This is a genomic window from Rudanella paleaurantiibacter (assembly GCF_009184635.1).
Classification (GTDB): Bacteria; Bacteroidota; Bacteroidia; order Cytophagales; family Spirosomataceae; genus Rudanella; species Rudanella paleaurantiibacter.
Genome location: NZ_WELI01000005.1, coordinates 232,193 through 251,151, shown reverse-complemented (window position 1 = coordinate 251,151; position 18,959 = coordinate 232,193). Strand labels below are relative to the sequence as shown.

Annotated in this window: 17 protein-coding genes; 16 read left to right on the top strand and 1 reads right to left on the bottom strand. The window is 56.7% G+C overall.

The features are described 5' to 3' along the window. Positions 1 to 10 precede the first annotated feature (10 nt). The 16 genes from F5984_RS13240 (at position 11) to F5984_RS13165 (ending at position 17,807) form a co-directional block, all read left to right on the top strand. The gene (locus F5984_RS13240; protein ID WP_152124748.1) at positions 11 to 496 is read left to right on the top strand and encodes a hypothetical protein; all 486 of its coding nucleotides are present in this window, start codon (positions 11 to 13) and stop codon (positions 494 to 496) included. Further along, positions 484 to 807: a hypothetical protein gene (locus F5984_RS13235; protein ID WP_152124747.1), complete on the top strand. Its 324-nt coding sequence runs from the start codon at positions 484 to 486 to the stop codon at positions 805 to 807. Before F5984_RS13240 ends, F5984_RS13235 begins: the two co-directional genes overlap by 13 nt. Then, positions 804 to 1,217, top strand: coding sequence for an HK97-gp10 family putative phage morphogenesis protein (locus F5984_RS13230; protein WP_152124746.1), 414 nt, complete (start codon positions 804 to 806; stop codon positions 1,215 to 1,217). The genes F5984_RS13235 and F5984_RS13230 overlap by 4 nt, the downstream gene beginning before the upstream one ends. Continuing rightward, complete coding sequence (locus F5984_RS13225; protein WP_152124745.1) at positions 1,214 to 1,642, top strand: DUF3168 domain-containing protein; 429 nt, start codon at positions 1,214 to 1,216, stop codon at positions 1,640 to 1,642. Before F5984_RS13230 ends, F5984_RS13225 begins: the two co-directional genes overlap by 4 nt. A gap of 2 nt (positions 1,643 to 1,644) precedes the next feature. Beyond that, on the top strand, positions 1,645 to 2,079 hold the full coding sequence (locus tag F5984_RS13220) for a phage tail tube protein (protein ID WP_152124744.1): 435 nt from the start codon (positions 1,645 to 1,647) through the stop codon (positions 2,077 to 2,079). A 70-nt stretch (positions 2,080 to 2,149) separates the two neighbouring features. Then, positions 2,150 to 2,578 (top strand): hypothetical protein, encoded by a 429-nt coding sequence (locus F5984_RS13215; RefSeq protein WP_152124743.1) that lies wholly within the window; start codon positions 2,150 to 2,152, stop codon positions 2,576 to 2,578. A gap of 17 nt (positions 2,579 to 2,595) precedes the next feature. Then, positions 2,596 to 2,904 carry a hypothetical protein gene (locus F5984_RS13210; protein WP_152124742.1) on the top strand — a complete coding sequence of 103 codons (309 nt, stop codon included), beginning with the start codon at positions 2,596 to 2,598 and terminating at the stop codon, positions 2,902 to 2,904. A gap of 6 nt (positions 2,905 to 2,910) precedes the next feature. Continuing rightward, a complete protein-coding gene (locus F5984_RS13205) occupies positions 2,911 to 5,442 on the top strand; it encodes a tape measure protein (RefSeq protein WP_152124741.1) in 2,532 nt (843 codons plus the stop codon). Then, entirely contained in the window at positions 5,439 to 7,670 is a 2,232-nt protein-coding gene (locus tag F5984_RS13200) for a hypothetical protein (RefSeq protein ID WP_152124740.1), read from the top strand. Before F5984_RS13205 ends, F5984_RS13200 begins: the two co-directional genes overlap by 4 nt. Next, positions 7,670 to 13,660, top strand: a complete 5,991-nt coding sequence (locus tag F5984_RS13195) for a putative Ig domain-containing protein (RefSeq protein WP_152124739.1) — start codon at positions 7,670 to 7,672, stop codon at positions 13,658 to 13,660. The genes F5984_RS13200 and F5984_RS13195 overlap by 1 nt, the downstream gene beginning before the upstream one ends. Further along, on the top strand, positions 13,660 to 15,183 hold the full coding sequence (locus F5984_RS13190; protein WP_152124738.1) for a hypothetical protein: 1,524 nt from the start codon (positions 13,660 to 13,662) through the stop codon (positions 15,181 to 15,183). Before F5984_RS13195 ends, F5984_RS13190 begins: the two co-directional genes overlap by 1 nt. Before the next feature lie 73 nt (positions 15,184 to 15,256). Further along, positions 15,257 to 15,613 (top strand): hypothetical protein, encoded by a 357-nt coding sequence (locus F5984_RS13185; protein ID WP_019986470.1) that lies wholly within the window; start codon positions 15,257 to 15,259, stop codon positions 15,611 to 15,613. A 3-nt stretch (positions 15,614 to 15,616) separates the two neighbouring features. After that, complete coding sequence (locus F5984_RS13180) at positions 15,617 to 16,096, top strand: hypothetical protein (RefSeq protein WP_152124737.1); 480 nt, start codon at positions 15,617 to 15,619, stop codon at positions 16,094 to 16,096. Next, on the top strand, positions 16,066 to 16,422 hold the full coding sequence (locus tag F5984_RS13175) for a hypothetical protein (protein WP_152124736.1): 357 nt from the start codon (positions 16,066 to 16,068) through the stop codon (positions 16,420 to 16,422). The genes F5984_RS13180 and F5984_RS13175 overlap by 31 nt, the downstream gene beginning before the upstream one ends. Position 16,423: 1 nt before the next feature. Then, complete coding sequence (locus tag F5984_RS13170) at positions 16,424 to 17,005, top strand: glycoside hydrolase family 19 protein (protein WP_152124735.1); 582 nt, start codon at positions 16,424 to 16,426, stop codon at positions 17,003 to 17,005. A gap of 403 nt (positions 17,006 to 17,408) precedes the next feature. After that, positions 17,409 to 17,807, top strand: coding sequence for a hypothetical protein (locus F5984_RS13165; RefSeq protein WP_152124734.1), 399 nt, complete (start codon positions 17,409 to 17,411; stop codon positions 17,805 to 17,807). A gap of 611 nt (positions 17,808 to 18,418) precedes the next feature. Here F5984_RS13165 and F5984_RS13160 read toward each other — a convergent pair. After that, positions 18,419 to 18,754 carry a hypothetical protein gene (locus F5984_RS13160; protein WP_152124733.1) on the bottom strand — a complete coding sequence of 112 codons (336 nt, stop codon included), beginning with the start codon at positions 18,752 to 18,754 and terminating at the stop codon, positions 18,419 to 18,421. Positions 18,755 to 18,959 lie beyond the last annotated feature (205 nt).

The following is an 18,959-nucleotide window of genomic DNA, read 5'->3' as shown; positions in this document are numbered from 1 at the left end:
GACCGTTCGCATGACTCAGCAGCTAACCATAACGCCCACCAGCACAGCGGATGCTATGGCTACGACGCTGCTGCCGTCGCTGAAGGGTTTGCTTTCGATTGACTTCAACCAGCACGACACCCGGTTAACGGCTTGCCTCACCGCAGCTATTAACCGGGTGAGTAGCTGGACAGGGGCGACGCTGATCCCCTCGACGGCGGTACTGGTTGTGTCGACTCCCATAGCCTGGCGGATTCCGGTGGTTCCCTTTGTGGCCGTTACCGGGGCCGAACTGGACGGGGTGACACTGACAGACCTCGCGCCGTATGCAGGTGGCTACATTCCAGATATGCCCGTTGGTTCGGAGTTGAAGCTGACTGTAACCACTGGTTACACGACGCTGCCGGGTGATCTGGCCGAGGCTATTTGTTTACTGGCCGGTTCGCTCTTCGATAATATACCCCGTGAGTGGAAAACACTCGCGCGGGCCTACCGAACCGTCACATGGGCAAGCTAACCGAACCGATACAAATTGTGCGGGCAGGTACGGTGCCCGATGGAGCCGGGGGCTTTCTGGCGGGTGCTGATGTCACGGTGTTTTCGGGTCTGTTTTCGGTGAAACGCCGAAACGGCACGATGACCGCCGAGGGCTTTAAGCCCTATCTGAATCCTCGCTACTCGTTTACGGGGTATGTACCGGCTACGATTCAGTTGCATGTGGGCGATGTGATTATTTACCGGGGTGAGCGGCTGGGGCTAATTGCGCCACCGCTGCTGAGTGACGACCGTCGGCAGCAGACCCTTGAAACCCAATCGCTGACACCATGATGCGCCTGAATGGACTGGACAATGTGCTTCGTTCGTTTCGTGGGGCGGGCCGTACCCTTCGACAGGAAGCGGCTAATCTGGCTGAGCGGGCGGGGCGCAACATTGAAGCGGAGGCCGTGCTAAATGCGCCCGTCGACACGGGTAAACACCGGCAATCGGGCAGCTACGAGCCCACGAATAACGGCATGGGGGCGAAGGTGAGTTTTTCGATGGCTTACTCCCCCTACCTCGAATTTGGTACGGGTGGCCTGGTAAATGTGCCGCCCGGATTCGATGATCTGGCCTCTCAGTTTCGGGGTGCAGGAGGTCGGCAAATCAATCTACCTGCCCGGCCCCACCTGATACCCGCCTTTCTTAAGCACCGCGAAATCTACTACAACGACCTGAAGCGCCTACTCGCCCGACTATGACCGACGCTGGTTTTGCCCTCGCTGCTGCCTACGCGACCCTACTGGGCGGGTTGACCTACAACGGAAAGTCGGTAGTCCTCTACAGCTTACAGGCTCCCGACAACGCCGTAGCACCCTACATCATTCTGGGGCCGTGGGTGAGCGTGCCGGCCGGGACAAAAGACAGTTTCGGTCAGACCGGAGAGATTACGCTTGACGTGGTAACCCGGTTCACGGGACCTGTCAGCAAAAAACCGGCAACGGACATTGCTAACCTGGCTACGGCACTCATTACGCCGTCACCGGGCAAAACGGGACTATCGGTCGCGGGATTCAATGTAGTTCGGGTGCAGGTAGTGGGTACGCGTGATATGCCGCAACTGTTGGACACCGATACGGTAGTCCGGAAAATCATTACTGTGAGTCACACACTTAACCAAGTATAATCATGGCAGAGAAATTAAATGGTACCCTTGTCCGACTTGAAGTTGAATCGGTAACGCCCGGTACCTGGCTGCTGGTGTCCGAAGAAACGAGCCAGACTGAGCGGCTGAACGTGGACAAAATCGACGTAACCAGCAAAGACAATGGCGGCTGGCGTGAAGAGATTCCGGGCCTGAAGTCGGGGGAAAACACGTTCGAGGTACTGGTTGACCGGGCTACCTCGGCGGGCAAAATCAACTACTCGGCTCTGCGGGCCATGCTACTGTCGCGTGAGATCAAGAACTGGCGTATCCGCATTGATGCCACGCAGGATATTGGCGTGACCTTCAAGGGTTTTTTGACCTCGTGCGAGACGACCGCCGAAATGGAAACCGCTTACCGGGCTTCACTGGGTCTGTCAATCACCACGCAGCCAGTAGAGGGCAACCTGACGGCCTAATTCGTTCTAAACCGGGGGTTTTTGGCTGATTCGTATGGATTTGCCGGAAACCCTTTTTTCGTATCTCACTATGAATAATATCGTACAGGCCGGTTCACATACCCTCGCCTACAACGTACTGGCTACCCGCCATTTTGCGCGGGCTTTTAACCTCTCCACTGATCCGGCCCAAATCATGCGGTTTGTGTCAGCACTCCACCCTGATGAGTACATGATTGAACTGGTACGGGCGGGATTGGAGGGCTACGCGAAGACTCAGAACAAGTCCGCTACCTATACTGAGTGGCAGATTGTGGAAATCATCAACGCAGGAACACCAGAGCAGGGCGTAGAGATTTTCGACGCCTTTGTGGGATCGCTGTATCGGAAAACAACAGAGGAGGCCCGGCGCATCCGGCTGGAAATGGAAGCGGCATTAGCTGCCAATCCAGAGCCTACCCAAGAAACGGAGCCAGACCCAAACGCCGAACCCCAGTCTGGCCCAGCTGGGGAGAATTAGAAGATAAAGCCTTTCGCGTGGGCCTGCTGCCGGATCAGTTCTACACGATGGGCTACGGGCAGGCTATCGGCTATATCATCGCCCGGCAGGAGGTCGCACACGAGGACTGGGTGTCGATGATGAAAGGGGTCCGGATTCTGGCAACTGAAATCTACAATCAGGACCGCAAGCGACGCATAAAACCCGAGCAGTACATGAGCCTGCCCGGTGAGGAAAGTCCGTCGGTAAAGCGGGCCAAATCACGTCAGGACATGACGCCTGAGGAAAAACGAGAAGCCCTCCGGCAGTTTGCAGCCGGGCTGGCATATACCAACACGACAACGTAATTAGCTATGGATGCCCGCAGTCTATCAGTAGCATTAGGGCTCGACGACCGGCCCTTTGCGCAGGGTCTTAACCGGGCCTCGCAAAACCTGTCTCAGTGGGCAGGCCGGATGCAGCAGACCGGTAGTCGGGCGCTCGGCCAGTTGTCGAGTAACATGAACGGAGCGAGCCGTAGTGCTCGTAACATGGGGGCGCAACTATCGGCCGGATTCGGTGCGCCAATGAACTCGCTCGGCGGGCTGATTACCCGTTTAGGGGGACTCTACTCGGCGTTCGAGTTGGCCAAGCGCGGCCTGACGATTATCAGTGACCTCAACCGGCTGGAGCGTGGCTTACAGGCGGTATCCTCATCGACGGAGGATTTTAATCGCTCTCAGGCATTTGTTCAGGCAACAAGCCAGAGCCTTGGTCTCGAATATCAATCCCTCACCAAAGCTTACGTCGGGCTGAAGGCGGCCACCATCGATACGGCCATCGAAGGGGCGCAAACCGAAAAGATATTCACGGCGGTAGGAAAGGCATCGGCCGCATTGGGGTTGACCACGGAGCAAACCGAAGGTTCATTGCTCGCGCTCCAGCAAATGATGTCGAAAGGCACCGTGTCGGCTGAAGAGCTACGGGGGCAACTTGGTGAGCGTTTACCGGGAGCATTTCGACTGATGGCCCAGGGGCTGGGTGTCTCCGAGAGCAAACTGGGTAAAATGCTCGAACAGGGGCAGGTGTTGTCAGCGGTGGCCCTACCCAAACTGGCTGAGCAGCTCGAAAAAACCTACGGGGCCTCGGCGCAAAACGGACTTAAGGGCATGGCTGGGGGCTGGTCAAAAGTGACCACGGAGGTTCAGCTATTACTGAAGGCTTTAGACAACAAGTTGGCTATTGATGAATTCTTCGGGTCAATCCTGACGGGGCTAGCCAACATGACAAGCCAATTGGGTAACCTTATTCAGTCGACATCGTGGAAGGAGTTTACCGATCTACTGAAAGGCCGAATGTCTATCGGCGAGTTAGTGGACTCCGCTGCTGTACAGGGGTACAACCAAAAAGAGCGTAATAAGGCCCTTTCCAGCTTCCGGTCAATGTCACCCAAGGAGCGACAGGCTGAGATTAAAAAGTTGCGCGACGACCTGGAGACCTCTCAGCAGATGGTCAACACGATTGCCACCAAGCCTTACAATGCTGCCAGCGAAAAGCGGGCGATTGAGCTGGAGTCGTACAATAAACTGACAGGTCAAAAACTGAATGACCTACAGTGGGAAGATGAGGAGCTTCGTAAACAGGAGGCTATTAATGCTGCACGCTTAAAAAACGCTAAAACAGGTGGTGGTAATAAGGCAGCTGATAAAGCCGTCTATGTCCCTAAATCTGGTTATGAGGGATTAGTCACTGAGCGAAACCGGTTAGAGGGCCGTATTAATGACATACAGTCGACGGGTTCAAAAAACCCGAAGATCATGGCCGAGTTGCAACTGTTGCAACGGGCTTTCTCGGCCGTTGATGCCCAAATCAAGGAGATCGATGAGAGCTGGCAAAACTTCGAGAATCGGGGGGCTGAATTAGAAATTACTATTCGGCCTGACGGGGTGGCTACTGAACTACTCGGTTTTCGTGGTCAGGCGGGTGGTGCCAACTTCCGGCCCGGCGATACGTCAATGGGTCAAACACGGCCGATTGGGACGATGCCCAAGATGCCGACCGCTGAGGAGTTTCGTAATAACGTAAAACCCGACCTCAGCGCAGAACACCTGCGGCAATGGCGAGAAGTAGAAGCGCAAAAGGCGCAGTCGTACCGGGTCATTGACCGCTCATTCATGGCCGAAGATGCGGAAATAGTTAAGGCCCGGTTTGATCAGATTTACGATGCGGTGATTGCGGGTGGTGGCAGCATTGAGGATGCCATGCGGAAAGCCAATGAGGTGGTAACCAACTCAGGCGAAGCACTCCAGCAAAATCTATCGGGAATCCTGCAAACAACGGCCGCCGATGCCATGGCTGGCTTTGGGGAGCTGCTGGGCGGTATGCTTATGGGAGTTCGTTCGCTGGAAGAACTGCCTGCTATGATCGGGAGGCTATTTGGGCAGATGGCCAAGCAGATGGGTAAAGCCATGATTGCTTTTGGTACGGCGGGTATTGCCGCCAAAGCGTTTTTGGCTAACCCCGCCGGGGCTATCGTGGCCGGTATTGCCCTGACAGCACTGGGCGCCATGCTGGAGGCATCGATGCAAAGCTCGATGCAGTCGGGTATGAGTAGCGGCTTGCCTAAGTACGCATCGGGCGGGGTTTTCGATTCGCCCAGTGTTGGTCTTTTTGCAGAGTATCCGGGAGCTCAATGGAACAAGGAAATCGCGACGCCTGAGAAATTAATGGGGTCGGTGTTTCGTCGGGAGCTGGTCGATTACGGCATGATGCACAACGGGACGGCAGAACCTGGGCGCAGGAGTGTCGATGTACGCATTGCACCAGTTGAGGTGAAGGCCAATGCACATGAAATGAAGTGGATGCTGCAACAGGTTGACGAAACCCAAAACGACATATACGGATGATAGCGGGCTACGGACAACAATATACTATGCCGTTCCGGGCACGTCCGCTGACGTCTGACGTGGCCGATCTGGGGCAGTTGTATCGCGTTCAGTTTTTCCGGAGAGGGTACTCGGGTACTGTTACCGAACTGACGGCTGGTAGGGAGCCGTGGATTGAAGAAACTGAGGATAAGCTAATCGGCGTAAAAGCCAAGCTGATTCGTATCGGCGTAATCTGCCAAACGGTCGATCTGGCGTCATTCTACGCCGATAATGACCGCGATCTGCTGGTTGTGTTGCAGGCGCAGCAGAATAACTCGTTTGTAACGATATCCTCGGGTTGGCTCAACCCGTTCGATGCAACAGAGCCCTATCAGGAGGCCCCCTACGCTATGACCTTGACGGCCGCTTGCGGTCTGGGTTCATTGCAGGATTTCCCGCTCTATCGGTACCCGAGCCGGGTGGCATATCCTGAGCCAATAACGGCCCATGAATTACTTTACAATTGTCTGGAATGGGTAGGCTACCCCTTACCGCTACGGAGCTGGACGGGTCGGTACGAGGAGTCGATACTCGTGAATGGTACTGACTACCCGGCTGATACGGTTGATCCGTTGCAATACGTCAAAATTGACCCGCGCCGGTGGCTGCGTACTGACGGTACCTACGAATCATGTAAGACGGTACTCGATAATCTGTGTACGGATTTCGGCGCTGTGCTGGTGCAGCAGCGGGGTGTCTGGTGTTTCCTCTCGCTCGACGCACGAACCTCGCCCCAGAAGTGGCACGAGTACAGCGCATCCATTGTCGCCATTCCGGCGCTGGTGCTTGAGCCTAACAATTACCAGTCGGGCGGAACGGGCGACATGCGTTGGGAGCCCAGCACATCAGTCGGTATCGTAGCGCCAAAAAAAACCGTTATCCTCAATTATGATTACGGTAATCCCACCAACCTGGTACGCAATGGCGATTTTTCATCACAGGGCGCTAACTGGACAGTTAACCAGTTGCCGGGTAAAACGGTGCAGTTTGAGGGTGACGGAGAAGCTGATAACTCGTTTCGGGTCCGGGTATTTGGGCAGTCCTCCGCGGGGGAATTGTTGCCAGCTCAACCGGGCGAGTTTGAGGTAATTGCAAGCCTGCGGCAGAGTATCAGCATGATTCGTGGTTCCCGGCCGGCCGTTTCACAGGGGAGAGGCAACGGGGCAATCTATATTCAATCGGATGTGCATACCCTGAAGCTGTCGGGCGTGTTCGTCAACTTCTTCACGGCCGGGGCCAAAGTGGCTGTATCGGCAGCGATGAGCGACGGTACGGTATACTGGTTGCAATCGGACGGTAACTGGCGGACTTATATCGGTGCTCGTTCGCTGACCCTTATTTTCGTCAATACGTGGCAGAATAACGGCAATACGGAAGCCCGGCCCACAAAGGGCGAAACGTTTGACCTGACCTCCTCGCCGGTACCAGGTACGGGTAACTATACCCTTCGTATTGATCTTTTTGCGGCCGAACCTATTGTACCCTCGCTGGGTAACGGGGTTCGGTCAATCACCTACCGGGACATTCGTATATCGTTGAATGATGGGACGGTAATCCCGCTAAAGGGTGAGAGCTGGACGGTGCGGGCCAATGTAGGTAGTAATGACCGGCTACGGCGGGAGGAGCTGTCTATGGTGCTCGGCGATCAGATTGCCCTCTCTACTACATCACCGCAGGCGCTCCGCTACGGGGCTATGCTCAGGCTGAACGGTACACCGACTAAGCGGTGGTTACTGAACGGCCGACTCGACCGGTTTCAGAAACTGACTGGCTGGAGCCTACTGCGTTGGCTGTCGCCCAAGACCCGGCGAATGACCGGCGGGGTACACCTGACCAATCCTGCTCAACGAGAACCCGGGCCGCTGTCAGTGTATAGTGTCGCTGACATGAATCCGCCATACGCGGGAATACCAACCCGGTGGACTTGGGATGTGCGGATGCGGCTGAATCGTGTGACTCTGCATGAGCTACCAATTTCACTCATTGATGAAACGTTTCGCGGTAGCTATGAAACTCCGGACGGTGTTCTCGTGCCTATCGTCGAGCCCGCTGATACTACACAGCCTGTGCCTATTCCCCCCAACTACACCCCGCGTGGTGGGAGCGGTAGCACCACGACGACCACTGGCACTACCGGGGTTGGAAAGCTCCTTGGTGCAGTCCTAAAAAAACTTATCGGCCTCAAAGCTACACCACTACCCCAGTAATGATTCACTACAAACTTGAAGCGACCGAGCAACCCGGCGACATAGAGTACGCGCTATCGGACGATCTGACCCTTGCCGGGGTTCAGGACGTATCCGTCAAGACCCTGCCCGAATGGACTACAAAAAGCGACGGCTCGCCCATCACGGGCGGGGTTACTTACCGGGTATTCTGGCGGATTGTCGGTGATGACTGGCGGGAGGAGCAGTATGAGGATCTGTATATCCCACCCGACCCGGAAACGGTGGACGTGGTGGGTAAGACTCTGCAAGCCTCCCAGCCGCCTACCGTCGGGGCGGGACAGGTCACCTCGATTGCCGCCTGGGTGGATGCTACTACCTCGGAAGGGGTAGCCGTGAAAACGCTCGGCGAGGTGGCTATTGACCTGATTACCGATCAGGTAGCCGCTAAAGTGGATCTGCCCACGGCTACGACGCTGTTCAACTCCATCAGCATAGCGGGCATTTACACCCGTATTTCAGTCGACCGGGTGAATGGCTTTGCGCCGGGGCAACCTATCACGGCCCACAAAAACGGCACGTACTACGGGCTGTGGACAATCAACTCAGTAAGCGAGTCGGAAAAAACGCTGCTGCTCACCCCCATCACGGGCGGAGGCTACGCGGCCGTAGCGTCCATACCATCGGGCTCGACGGTCGCCCTTACGGGCTGGGTCGGTATGCAAGGGGCAACAGGTACAGCGGGTACAAACGGCTGGGTGCCGCAACTCGGTGTAGTGGCCGATGGGCAGCGGAGGGTGTTGCAGGTGGTCGACTGGACCGGTGGCACCGGGGCTAAGCCCGCAACGGGCAGTTACGTAGGAGCTACGGGGCTGGTGGGGAGTCTGGCCTCGGCGGTGGACATTCGCGGTCCACAGGGGCAACAGGGCTTACCGGCCCCCGTGGTGCTGGCTACGGGGCTGGATGGTATCGAGGCTCCAACGGTGGACAGTACCCATACCGTTACCGTCGATACAGCGGCCAATCTCTCGCCCGGTATGGTGCTCGGTTGTTTGCCCATTGGTGGGGAGCCGGTCTATGAAACGTTCAAGGTATTGTCCATTTCGGGGACGAGCGTAACGCTGCAATGCCTCGGATCGGGGGCCGGGCCGTCGGCTGGCTACCTCTCAGAGGTGAGTTTTATACTGGCCGGGATGCCCGGCATGAACGGAGCCGACGGGCAGGACGGGGCCGATGGGAGCGATGGAGCTGACGGGGCACCCGCGCCCGTGATTCTGGCCCTGACGGGTTCGGTAATGAACGTGACGGCCGTGGGTGATACGGGGCTGGTGACCGTGGATACGGTGGCCTACCTTACGCCCGGTATGGTGGTGCATTGCGTGGACGGGAACGGCGTGTTTTACGGGGTTTTGCGGATCTCATCGGTGAATGCCGGTACGCTCTCGGTGGGGTATGAGTACCTCGGCCGGGGGGGCGTTGGGCCCGTGGTGAATATCGGGGCACCGGTTCGACTGGTGACGGGGGGCGCGCCGGGCGTGGCCTTTGGGCGCATGTTTAGCCTGGTCAATGCGGGTGACAACTGGAATAACGTCCGTACACCGGGCGTGTATCAGGTGGTATCAACGGTGGGCTGGGGTGTGACCACCTTACCGCGTCGTTTATCTCCTGCGGGTACACTTGATGTGCGGCAAAGCCGGGACACCATTACCCAGACCTACACCGACATGTACGGAAGTGTAGCCATGCGGAGTTGTTACGGCTTTGCCGGGTCAGGCTATTCCTCTGGCGATGCCTGGTCGATCTGGCAGTACCTGACACCGGGCTCCCCCTCGATTATTCAGGGAACCGAGGAGCCGACCCAGACGATTCGGCGGTACGACCCCAATGCGCGATTTGGGTCTGGTCCGTACTCGTATTACGAGGAAAGTACGGGTATGTGGTGGTTTGTGATGCGGATGGTGCATGACAACGGCACGCTGTTTTCGGGCTTTTGGGCCGTCGAAATCTGGGAGCCCATGTTTGCCGCTCAGCGCATGATGAGCCGCAAACGTTGGTATTATGATGGCTCCGGCTGGACGGAGTTTGTCTCGGTGTATGGAGCAAACAACCCCCCACCCACACCTCGTCATGTAGAGCAGCTATGGGTGGCCGCTACCGGTCATAAACATATCTGTACTCTGCCTCCCAATACGGCGGGTACGTACGACAGTGTACATATCTCGGGGGTTATCGGGGGCTGGGAGTCGGCCAACAAAACCCACATCGACCTGTTCCTCTCCAATCGGGCCGCCTTGACCTATTCGTACACCCTGCGGGGGCCGAACGTGTCGACGCGGTTGGCTGCGTTTCAACATGCTGACGGGTCGGTATCGGTGTGGGGGGTAGGTAGCTCCGGCTTTTCGACCACGAACCTGAGCGTACACGGGCAGCAGATCGCCTACGCGGCCAATTTCGACGCGGCTCCCGTAGTCGATGCTCCCGCCGGAGCTACGCTCGTCTTTGATTCGGGCAGCCCTGACACGTTCCCGCCCCAGATGTGGATTCAGTCCGACCGGATGAGTGTACGCGGAGGGCGGTCCATTGCGGCCGACCGGTTCTATGCGTTCAATACGCGGAATCTGGACAATGCCGACCTGCAAAACCGGACGTTTGGCGTTTTGGTGGAGTCGGACACGACCAAAGAATACGTCCGGATGTCGCTCGGCCAATTAAAGTGGGCGATGGGGGTGAGTGTAGCGCCTATTCCGCCCCAGTCGGGTACGCCCACCACGGCGTTCACCATACCGGTGGGTGGCTACTTCACCGACCCCACCGGGCACCCGCTTACGTATTCGCTCGATGGGCCGAGCGGCCTGAGTATTTCGGCGAGTACGGGCGTCATTACCGGTACGGTATCTACGCCGGGCGTGTATCAGGTCGGTGTGACAGCAACGGATATTATGGGCCTCTCGGAGAGTACCCAGTTTCAGCTCACCATTGCCGGTACGGCTACGCCCGGGTGGAGTGCCGCCTACACCTACGACACAAATACCCAGTCGGTGACGGCCTTCGTGCAGTCGATCACCAATGATGAGTTTGAGGTGCTACTCGAACCCCTCAGCGGGCAGACGTGGCCGAACCCTGACACCTGGCGCACGCTTGTAACGGGGCAGTACAGTCTCACGCTGGGCAATTATAACCGGCGCTACATCTATCCGCCTGCGTTTGCGGGTGGCATTGCGATTACACAGGGCAACTGGCGGATAACGATTCGCCGGAAAACCCTCACCACGGAGTCCATTACGGGTATTATCGCCCTCGGTAGTACCAATAGTGAGGTGGCGCTCACCACGGGCGGAGGAGGCAACCAACCGCCCGTCGTGCCGGGCTTTTCGGTACCGCCTGCGGTGGTGGGCCAACCCTACAGCTACACGTTCCCAACCGCATCCGATCCCGATAATGACCCGCTCACCTATGCCATTACGGGCGGGGCTATTCCGGGGCTATCATTCAACCAATCGACGCGCACGCTCTCAGGTACACCGACCACGGCTTCCAACTACAATCGTGCCTATCGGGTATCGGACGGGGTGGCTCAGGTAGATTCGCTGTTCACCCTGCAGGTCAACTCGGCGGGGTCGGGTGGCCAGTTCACCATACCCTCGTTTACCCTGCCCGCTGCGGTGGTCGGGCTACCCTACAGCTTTACCCTCCCGGCTGGGGTGGGTGGATCGGGCGTGCTCTCGCATGGGCTCCTCGGCTCTCTGCCTCCGGGCATGTTTTTCGATCCGATCACGCGGAGGCTCTACGGTACTCCGCGCGGGCCGAACAACGGACAGTTTGGGTTGACCTATCAGGCCACGGCCACCGGGGGCGGAGGGGGTGGTACGACGCTGCCCTACGGCTTCGATTACAGCATCCCACCCTCCTCGATTCCTCCGGCCGACGGGCGCGTGGTGTTCACGGGGCAGCAGGGGCAGTATGAGCGGTGGCTCGATCAGGGCGGGGCCATCTCGTTCGGTGCGCGCCGGGTGGGCGGGGTAACTCGCTCGAACATGGTCAACAACTTCGACACGGGTCGGCAGGTGGTGATCTCCCTCCGCTCAGGGATGCAGAACCCCAACCCACCGGGCTACACGAAGCCACCGGTATGGGGTGGTGCATCCTACAACCCCAATGAGGGCGGGGATTGGAGTGACACCGGTAGCCTCATTCTGGATTACGGGTTTGATTCTAACACCCAGACAAGCTACCACAAAGTACAGCTCCTCAACTTCCCGCTCGATGGCTACCTCTGCGGGGTGTTCTACGAGGTGTGGACGCGTCTGGTAACCGTGAACGGCCGGGAGGGCCTGCGGAGCTGGTACCGGATCACGGTGGACCGCTCGAAGGATGCCGTACCGGATACGGGCTATTACGCCGGTCAGGGGCAAGAGTTTCCCTGTGTGCATTTGGAAATGCCGTACCCAAACCTCGCCTTCTACCTCGGTGAGCAGCCGTGGACGGGCGGAGGTATTACGACCGTGAACCTCACGCAGGTGGAGCAACCCACCCGGCCCCTCGGCGAGAACTGGGCCGCTGGTGGGGCGGGTGACAACTGGCTCGGCATCGTGGGGCCTCATGCCTGGACGATTGCCGGTCGGCAGATCGTGGACGGGGCCAACCCGACGAGCAACGTCATCTACTGGAACAACGTCGTACGGCGGAACCTGCCTCGCAATGGGGTATTCTACGGCACGTTCGATGTGGTCATGTCAGCGAACCCGGAGGGCGTACGCGAGTATGCAGCAGGTTATACCGGTTCCCGGCCCGATGCGCGCCCACGGCTCGATTTCAGGGGCTACACGCGCTGGCAAAACTGCTCGACCGATAACGCCTATCTGGCCGATGAGGGCGAGACGGGCGCGCTGATCGTTACCCACCTCAACGCCCAACCGCGCCTGTTTTTGCCCGAGGGGCAGTATAACGCGAGCGATATGGGTACGCTTTACGTGCGGATGCGGCTTACGGGGGCTAATACGCCCACCACCCTCCATGTACAGTGGACACGGGCGGGTCAGTCGCCGGGCGATGCCGCCGGGCAAGCCAAAGCGTTCACGGCCTCGACGAGCTGGCAGACTATCGCTATTCCGCTGGCTGGTACACCGGGCTGGACGGGTAAGATCAATGAGCTGTCGATTCAGCAGTACGGCCCTGAAAATACGCCCGTATCGGGCCGGGGCTGGGAGTTTGAGTTTGTGAGCTTCGAGGATATAACCAGCACCCCCGCCGTGAACAGTACGGGGGGAGGCAGTAGCGAAACGGTGTCGGTGGCCAAAACCCTCGTGGTGCAGGGCTGCTCGGATTACCGGGATATTTCGGCGGAGGCTACGCACGCCTTCATTGCTCACAACTACTGGAATTACAGCCAATCAACACCTATCGCTCAGGATGGCTCATGGCGCAATCGTTCGTTTGTGAGCCTACAGGAAGCGCAGCAGGAAGTATTGAAAGGCTACCCCACGGGTGGGCAATTAATTGCGTTCTGGCCGGTGGCGGCATCGTCGGCTACGCTGGCGGTAGGGGTGCGGGTGCGGGGTAGTCGAAACCCGGATACAGCTAATTCACTCTATCCGATTGAAGCGGGATTGCATGTGTATGACATAGCCGATACAGATACGAATGTAACGGGCGGACCCACCACCACCTCGTTTAAGTGGTTCCGTACCGACTCATGCGGGTATATCACCGAAATGGGTACGTGGACCAAACCCACCGCGCCAACGGGCAGCAAAGTGGGCTTCTCGACCAACCTGGCTAAACTGAACGTGCAGGTAGTGGCCGGGCCGACATCGGACGAGTTCGGCCTCTCGAACCTCTCCAATCCGGGCTATGGGTTCTACCGCTTCGACGGAAACGGCAAGCTGGGCGAGAACGAACGGAGCTGGATCAGCTACAACCAACTCAGTACGGTGTTCTTCGAGCGAGACGGCCTACCGCTGCTGGTGGAGTGGTCATCGACCAAAGCCCTGAATGGTGAGTACGCCTGTCAACAACTAATCGTCTACCCCTAATGGCAACGCTAAACGGTATCTGGCGGGCTCCGGCCCTGCTGTGGGGGTACATCACCTCCTACGTCGATTTCGGGGAGCCGTTCACGCTCCAACCCGGTCAGGACATGTGCCTGATCTACCGGCGGGCCGACCGGACCAATGCGGCCCACAAAGCGAAGGGCATTACTCTCAACTACCAGAATGCGGGTAGCCCAGACGTGACGGTGAATTGGGACGAGCGGGCCACCATCGACGCGGGGGGTGGGTTGTTTGCGGCAATGGGGGGTGATCCGGTCGTACCGATCCCGTGGTCGGCGGGCGGGGTGAATTATCCGGGCTGGACCAAACAGGCCCTCGACAGTCAGCTCGGCGGTATGTTTTCAACCCCTCGCGCCAAACGCATTACCACGGAGATCGTGGAGCGGCTCTCGCACGATACCGACGGGCAGCAGGGGGGCGCGGTCTGGGGTACGTTCATCGAGAACGGGCAGGTAAAAACGAAGGGGATGGGTATTGGCGAGTGGAACGCATCCCCACAGGCCGGTTGGATGAGTGAGCGGATTGCCCAGCTCGTGCGGGGCTGGGGCGGAGGAGCCGAGTATTACGGGGAGTATGCGGGGCATCTCAACCTCGGCCCCTTGCTGTTCAACGATACGGGCCAACTACGGGCGGCTCTCACCGGCTCGGCCTTGCAGGTCGCGCGGAACAATCCTTTGTTTGGCGACGGGTATTATTCGCGTTCGTTCTACCTCCACCGGTCGGGCTGCGTGAAAGGGTACGATGCCGGGGATCAGGATAAGAACCGGGCCACGCTGCTCGCCCTCCTGAACTTCGAGGTGGACAGCAAGGCCAAAGCGCAGGCTGGCATCACACACCGGCACATGGCTATTTTCTTTCCGGGTTATCAGGAGACGTTGGGCGAAACGAAGTATAGCGTAACCTACACCTACCAGACATCGGACGGGGGCACCGTTACCCGGCCCACCTTCCCCCAGTACAGCTACCCCATGCAGATATTTGTCATGGTGTACGCCCTCTCATTGGGCTATCACCTGTTTGCCTGGGAGTCGGCCGAGCGGTTTGGCTCCAACCCGGACAATGTGATTGCAGAGGGTCAGGTCGGTATGCAGTACTCGGGCCCACCGCGGACCCGCTACCCCTCGGTGCAGTTCTACACCGAGGCCGCTGTCGGCTTTCCGGCCAACCCGCAAAGCGGCTATGACCTGCCGCTACTGGCGGGGCACATGTACAGTAAGTGCCGGGAGAAAACGGGCGATGAACTGTCATGGGGGGCGCATAGCACGAACTGGCACGGGTCTACGGCCGTAAACGGGGTGGTGCCTGCTGACTACCTCGTGGATCGGCTGCAAAACACCGGGCAGGGTCTGTTTTTGCTGGGTCGGCTGGTGAACGAACGCTCGTACGTGTATCTGTCGATGCTCCCACCGGGGCAGCGGGAAACGGTCACGCTGAACCTTGTGGGGGGCACCCATACGTTTGTGGCGCGCGGAGGCAGAATATACTCGGGCTATCTGACGGTGTAGCAGGAGGGTACTCGCTGCCTTATAGTCGAATTATCCCACTCGGTCGATTGCTCCCGACCATATTCGAAACACAATGAACGAATTACTCAAACAGTTAGCGGCCGTACCGCCCGAACTCTGGTACGCGCTGGGCATCATTGCCGGTACCACCGCGCGCGGGTTTCGGGAAGAAGCGGTTAGCCCCGGCCGGGCCGTCACCGAATGGTTTACGGGTGCGGTGGGTGGGGCTGCCCTGCTGCTGATTGTTATAGGCTGGAAAGAGCCAAATACGATCATTCTGTATGGTTTGGCTCCGATATGCGGCTACTCAGGCAACTGGGCACTGGATTTGGTTGCCCGCAACCGGGAGCGGGTTAGTGGCCGGATCATGGACATGATTGATGCCAAGCTGGACGCCAAGGACGAGAGTAAACCACCTAACAATCCATAAGATATGCTTGCGTTTTTCATTGCTGGGCTTGCGCTGCTCAGTATCGTAGCCACCTATACGGAGGTGGCCCAAATGTCGGGGAAGATAGGCACGCAGGCCCTGCGGCTGATTCCGCCGGTTCTGATCTACTTAGCCCTGTTTCTGGCCTTCACGTACGTGCCCGTGCTGCTGGAGGTGTCGGTGCTCTGCTGGCTGGGGTACGTGCTGGTACGAAGCAGCTGGACGGTTTTGCAGGGGTATCTGGCCGTACGAACAGGCGAACCCGGCCAGCGGAGTGCGTGGCTGCGCTCCATTCGGTATGCGCCCTACCTGCTGGGTATTCTGCTGGTGGTGTATGGCGTGACGGTGTATCTGGGCCGGGTCAAAAGCCCGATTGCGCCTAAACCCGAAGCCGTGCCAGTTGAGCCGGTACGGGTACCCAAATCACAAAGTGAACAAGACGATGAACGAACATGGAACGAACTGGAAAGCGTACGGCCCTGATGGGAATATCCCTGCTGATGGCGATGCAGGTGATGGGGCAGGACTGCACCGAATGGAAGCGCCGACATGCCCGTGCCGTGCATGTCTTGGACTCGACCCGTGCCGTGGGCAGGCGCTTACTGACAGCGAAGGACAGTCGGATTGCAGAACTGGAGCGGCTGTCGGATAACCGGATTGCGGCTGCGCTACGGCAGTCGGTTGAAGTGCGAAGCCGGCACGAGGCTCTCGTCGGCTGGCTGAAAACGGAGGCTCTGACCAAACGCTTTTTGGGCTGGGGGCGTAAACGGGCGATACGGAAGGAATTGAAACGAATGGGAGCCCTGTAATATGAAGCCGCTTACCATCGACATACTAACTGCCTGCGGGGCATCGGCCCGACACGCGGCCCAGTTCGTGGAGCCGCTCAACGAGCTGCTACCGTATTACCGGGTAACGACGTACCTGCGGCTGAGTCACTTCATGGCTCAAATCCTCCACGAATCCGACCGGATGCGGGCGGTTGAGGAGTACGCCAGCGGGGAGACTTACGAAGGACGGAAGGATTTGGGAAACACAGAACCGGGTGACGGCGTGCGGTTCAAGGGCCGGGGGCTGATTCAGCTCACCGGCCGGGCGAATTATACCGCCTTCAGCAAACGGTTCGGGGTGGACGTGGTGGCGAACCCTGAGCTACTGGAAGAGCCACGCTGGGCGTTGGTTTCGGCCCTGTACTACTGGAACACCCGGAAACTGAACGCGCGGGCGGATGCTGACGACGTGCTGGCAATTTCGCAGATCATCAACCAGGGCAGTGTGCCCCGTCCGGGAGTGAAGCGGAGACTGCCAAACGGCTACGATGACCGGGTGGCATTGCTCGCCCGGAGCAAGGAGGCCGTGGCGGAGCTATTCGAAGACAATGGTGTAGAATGAACGTACAGTAGGAAGGTAATCGAAACGCCCGGTCGTATTGAGCCGGGCGTTTTTTGTGTGTGGGCAGGTAGCGGTCACCTTAACTGATGGGGGTGTTTGCAGAAGAAGAGTTGAAACAAGAAAACCTGACATCAGGGACATCAGGCTTTGCCAGCTACTTTTGATAAATGCTATTCGCGTATATATTAAGATATACTTGAGTAAATTATAACACTTGTAAATATAAATTATAGTACTTTTTAATAGAATATATAGTTAATCGAATATGAGAGCAAATTTGACAATACCAAAATATTACCGTAACCTAAATTATCAGTCTTTAAAATTAATAGAATATATATACATTTTTATGAGTGCGTACCTTAGTTCGGTAAATAAATGAAATGCCAAACACGTACGACTAATGTCTTCTTCTGCATCAATTGTTTTCGTCGATGAAGATCCAGATGAACATCTCATTTTCGCGATTCATCTGCAACGAGTTGCGCCACAGTATACGCTACGCTGCCTTGAGTCGGCTCAAGAGCTTAAGGTGTATCTGCAAACTGCTATAGAGAAGCCGCTGTTGATTATTCTGGCGGTGTATCCCCACCGCTTTGGTAGTGAATTTATTGATTGTCAGGGCAAAATTGATGAGAAGTGGGTTCGGTCAGGTTTGCCGCTGGTTCTTTGTGTTGACGATTATGCACAGCCTATCAACGCAGACTGGCATAAATCCTTCAGTGTATTGCAGCGAAGCTTCAAAGCGAAATATACACAAGCTCAACTGGAGAAAGTGCTGAGCCGGGCAATACACGCCTAATTTATACACTAAGCATTTTTACTTCATTTTAATTAACAAATTAAAGCCTATTTTGCAGTAGATATTATATTTGTTATAAGTGTTTATACTTATACTATTGTGTATGTCATGCAGGAGGATTGGATACTTGTTTTGGATGCGGACATGGACGATCGGCAAATTCTATACTATTTGCTGAGGAAAATGAATTTAGGTTGCCATGTGGTGTATTGTGAGACGAATGAGCAGGCTCTGAGCGTGATTCAACAGGCCCACTGTCTGCCCTGGTTGGTCTTAGCTGAGGTGGCCAGTAAGGAGGTATGCGGCAGTCGACTTCGCCGGGATTTAAGTGTTCAAGCTTCATGGCGTACGATTCCTGTGGTTTATTGGACGTCGGCCGTAACGCGCGCTGAGCTGGGGGAGGAGGATTATATTACTCCTTACACCTACGTTGAAAAGTGTGGCTACATTGAGCAAATGATGGAGAACTTAAGGTGTCTGTTCGAATACTGGCACCGCTCTCATACAACTGGATTGACGTAATTTGGCGTAAACCAAAGTATCGGAAAAACGAGACTTATAAAAAGAGAGCGCCTATCCGGGCGCTCTCTTTTTGCTGACGGAAGAGGTTTCTAAGGCGGAAGGAGTCGTGGGATGTAAGTGTTTTTATTATGGGTTAGTGTAAGCAAACTACTTGGTTCGGCTCCGTCCACCCCCACGTTGAGCCGGGGGAGCCAGTAGGCAACAAGCACGCCATCCAGATTGAAAAAATCCATACGGTGTTCTGCTCGGTATTCGATCGAATACTGTACCAGTTCGTTATCCTTATACACACACAGGTGCTCTCCCGTCAGCTCGGCGTATGCAAAGAGGCCTTCCTCACAAAGAATCTCAAACTTGCCATCCACCTCATTGGCACACCCCCAGTAGGATCGTCCGGCAGCACAGTAAATGTCGTACTTGCGCATAGCGTAGTTTCAAACTTACGCAAAAGTATAGGGGCTTGGATGTATAGAAATTAGGTTTTTGTTAAATGTTGGCCATATCTATAGATAAAAAGTTGATTATTGGCCAATAAATTAATTCTACTTACTCAGTAGTAAATATTGAGTAACTGTTCGTAGTTTTACGGCCACCATTCATTGGTGTTTAATCTTTAAGTGTTAATGTGAG

Bases quoted from the DNA above. Each gene is read 5' to 3' on its own strand.
- F5984_RS13240 (WP_152124748.1), top strand. From the start codon at position 11: ATGACTCAGCAGCTAACCATAACGCCCACCAGCACAGCGGATGCTATG.
- F5984_RS13235 (WP_152124747.1), top strand. From the start codon at position 484: ATGGGCAAGCTAACCGAACCGATACAAATTGTGCGGGCAGGTACGGTG.
- F5984_RS13230 (WP_152124746.1), top strand. From the start codon at position 804: ATGATGCGCCTGAATGGACTGGACAATGTGCTTCGTTCGTTTCGTGGG.
- F5984_RS13225 (WP_152124745.1), top strand. From the start codon at position 1,214: ATGACCGACGCTGGTTTTGCCCTCGCTGCTGCCTACGCGACCCTACTG.
- F5984_RS13220 (WP_152124744.1), top strand. From the start codon at position 1,645: ATGGCAGAGAAATTAAATGGTACCCTTGTCCGACTTGAAGTTGAATCG.
- F5984_RS13215 (WP_152124743.1), top strand. From the start codon at position 2,150: ATGAATAATATCGTACAGGCCGGTTCACATACCCTCGCCTACAACGTA.
- F5984_RS13205 (WP_152124741.1), top strand. From the start codon at position 2,911: ATGGATGCCCGCAGTCTATCAGTAGCATTAGGGCTCGACGACCGGCCC.
- F5984_RS13200 (WP_152124740.1), top strand. From the start codon at position 5,439: ATGATAGCGGGCTACGGACAACAATATACTATGCCGTTCCGGGCACGT.
- F5984_RS13195 (WP_152124739.1), top strand. From the start codon at position 7,670: ATGATTCACTACAAACTTGAAGCGACCGAGCAACCCGGCGACATAGAG.
- F5984_RS13190 (WP_152124738.1), top strand. From the start codon at position 13,660: ATGGCAACGCTAAACGGTATCTGGCGGGCTCCGGCCCTGCTGTGGGGG.
- F5984_RS13185 (WP_019986470.1), top strand. From the start codon at position 15,257: ATGAACGAATTACTCAAACAGTTAGCGGCCGTACCGCCCGAACTCTGG.
- F5984_RS13180 (WP_152124737.1), top strand. From the start codon at position 15,617: ATGCTTGCGTTTTTCATTGCTGGGCTTGCGCTGCTCAGTATCGTAGCC.
- F5984_RS13175 (WP_152124736.1), top strand. From the start codon at position 16,066: ATGGAACGAACTGGAAAGCGTACGGCCCTGATGGGAATATCCCTGCTG.
- F5984_RS13170 (WP_152124735.1), top strand. From the start codon at position 16,424: ATGAAGCCGCTTACCATCGACATACTAACTGCCTGCGGGGCATCGGCC.
- F5984_RS13165 (WP_152124734.1), top strand. From the start codon at position 17,409: ATGTCTTCTTCTGCATCAATTGTTTTCGTCGATGAAGATCCAGATGAA.
- F5984_RS13160 (WP_152124733.1), bottom strand. From the start codon at position 18,754: ATGCGCAAGTACGACATTTACTGTGCTGCCGGACGATCCTACTGGGGG.